This is a genomic window from Chamaesiphon sp. OTE_8_metabat_110, from assembly GCF_031382685.1.
Lineage (GTDB): Bacteria > Cyanobacteriota > Cyanobacteriia > Cyanobacteriales > Chamaesiphonaceae > Chamaesiphon.
This window is the reverse complement of record NZ_JANMZA010000148.1, coordinates 1-2,684: the sequence shown is the minus strand read 5'-3', so window position 1 is coordinate 2,684 and position 2,684 is coordinate 1. Positions and strand designations below refer to the sequence as shown.

The 2,684-nt window shown below is 48.0% G+C and carries 1 protein-coding gene; it reads left to right on the top strand.

Annotated features, from left to right (window positions below; genetic code table 11):
• Window positions 1-276: 276 nt before the first annotated feature.
• Window positions 277-2,684: NB-ARC domain-containing protein (locus RMO52_RS05505; RefSeq protein WP_310411649.1), on the top strand; the 2,408-nt coding region annotated here is incomplete at its 3' end.

The window sequence follows — 2,684 nt, the reverse complement described above, 5'->3', positions numbered from 1 at the left end:
ACCAATATTAACGCCAGCCGTAGTAACCATAGCGGCGAATGTAGCAATACTGCTTGCAAACAGTTTTTTAGACATTGGTAAATACCTCTAAATTAGTAAGAATGGGGGTTTAATTTCCTCCATGTCTTCAGAATATGCGCCCCCAGCTAGTTTGACAGCCAGAAAAGATCGGAGAAAAACTGCTGTTGCCGATCGGAAAAGATCGGAAAAGTAGATCGTAATTGTGAGCTTATTCAGATTAAAATTAAGCAATAGATTCTGGCAGGGTCGTTGCAAATGACAGCGGATGAAGCCTTAGCGTTACTGGATACACTGCTCCAAGCACAAAGTCTGCGCGATCTTCAAGAGCGAGTATTTCGCTATACCTGGGAAGGTTGGACTTATCCCCGCATTGCCGAGCAAGTGGGTTATGACACTGGTTACATCCGCGATATCGGCTACGAATTGTGGCGACAGTTGACGATCGCCTGTGGCGAACCAGTGACTAAAAGTAATTTGCAAGCGGTATTGCGTCGCCACCGCGATCGCACAGCGCGATGCACTGAGCTTGTCGAAGTGTCGGCTCTGCCGAATCGAATGCCGAAATTAGCGGTGCCAGAAGTTACCCCAGCTTCACCCCTAGAGCGCGATTGCTATTGGGGCGATCGGATCGATGTTTCTACTTTCAGAGGGCGCGAAACCGAACTCCAGCAGTTGGAACGATGGCTGGGTGTAGATTGTGAGGGCAATCGGATCGGGATACCTTGTCGGTTGATTTCGATCGTCGGGATGGGCGGCATGGGTAAAACCTCATTAGCTGCCAAACTCACTCAAAAGCTAGCAACTTTAACTCAAGCTTTCGATCGGATTATCTGGCAATCGCTTCGCAATGCGCCGCCGCTAGATAAAATTCTCTTTCAACTGATGGCGATTCTCTCCCGCCAACAGCAAACCGAACCTGCGGATACTCTGGATGCTCAGATCTCCCAATTGATGGCATATCTGCGCGCTACGCGCTGTCTGCTCGTTTTTGATAATTTTGAATCAATTCTCGCTCAGCATCCAGCTCACTCGGCGACTAGCCAGCAGCACGGCGGTTATCGAGAGGGTTATGTGGGCTATAGCGAACTGCTCCGCCGGATTGCTACCGAACATCATGCTAGTTGTTTATTAATCACCAGTCGGGAAAAGCCCAGTACCTTAATGCCGTTAGAGGGCGAGTTTGGATCGATCGGGACGCTGGATTTACATGGTTTGGGTGCGATCGAAGTAGCCGCGATTGTCTTGCAGACAGGCTACGCCAACGGGACTACCAATGGCTTTTGTACAGCCGATTCCAGCGATTGGCAGCACTTCCAGCAATCTTACTCTGGCAACCCGTTAGCAATTAAAATTGCGGCGACCACGATTCGGGATTTATTTGACGGTAGTGTGAGCGCGTTTTTAGAGCAGGGGGTAATTCTCTGTGATGGGATCGAGGCTTTATTGAGCCAGCAATTCGATCGATTGTGCGATATCGAGCAACAAGTACTTTACTGGTTAGCGATCGATCGCGAAGCTGTCTCGATCTCACAATTATTAGCAGACTTCATTCCCAGCGGCTGGCGATCTCAAGTTTTAGGCGCATTACAATCATTAGATCGGCAAAGTCTAATTGAAAAAAGTGCTGGCTGCTTTACCCTCCAACCCGTGGTAATGGAATATGTCACCGCCAAAGTTATCGATCTAGTGTGCGAAGAAATTACTAGCTTAGATGTGGATATTTTCAATAGTCATGCGCTGATGCAGGCTCAGACTAGAGATTATATTCGCGAAAGCCAAGTGCGAATGATTTTAGCCCCGCTGGTCGATCGACTACTAGGTAAATTGCGATCGAAACTGGAGATTAAAAATCAACTCGATCGATTACTTGTTAAACTGCGATTAGAATTTATCGACACTTGCGGTTATGCAGGTGGCAATCTGATTAACCTTTACCGTCATTTGCACATCGATTTGAGTGGCTATGATTTCTCCGGTTTGTGTATTTGGCAAGCCTATTTACTGCATGTAGATTTATATGACATTAATTTTGCTGATACCAATGTAGCAAAGTCAGCCTTCACCGAAACCTTTGGCAGTATTCACTCACTAGCCTTTAGTCCCGACGGTAACTGTCTGGCTTGTGGCGACTTCAACGGCGATATTCGGTTGTGGGAGACGCACACTCACCAACTCCAGTCGATCTTAAAAGGTCATGCCAACTGGGTACAAGCGGTTGCGTATAGCCCCGTCGATCGACTGCTGGCTAGTGGCAGTTTTGACTGCACAATCAAACTCTGGGATCTCAGTACTGGTGAATGCTTAAAGACGCTGACCGAACATACCCAGGGGGTCTACTCAGTGGTATTTAGTCCTGATGGCGAGATCTTGGCTAGTGGTAGCGATGATTGCACGGTCAAACTGTGGGATGTCAATACCGGACAGTGTTTGACTAGCCTTCAATATGAAGCTAATCCAGCCCATGATATCAAGTCATTAGCATTCAGTTCTGACGGTTGCATCATTGCTAGTGGTGGTTCCGATTGCACGATTCAACTTTGGCACATCCAGGATGGCAGCAATGGCACCTATTGGCAAACCCTGGCGGGTCATCAAGGCTGGATTTGGTGTGTGGCTTTTAGTCCCGACAGTCGCCTGCTAGCTAGCGGCAGCGATGATACTAC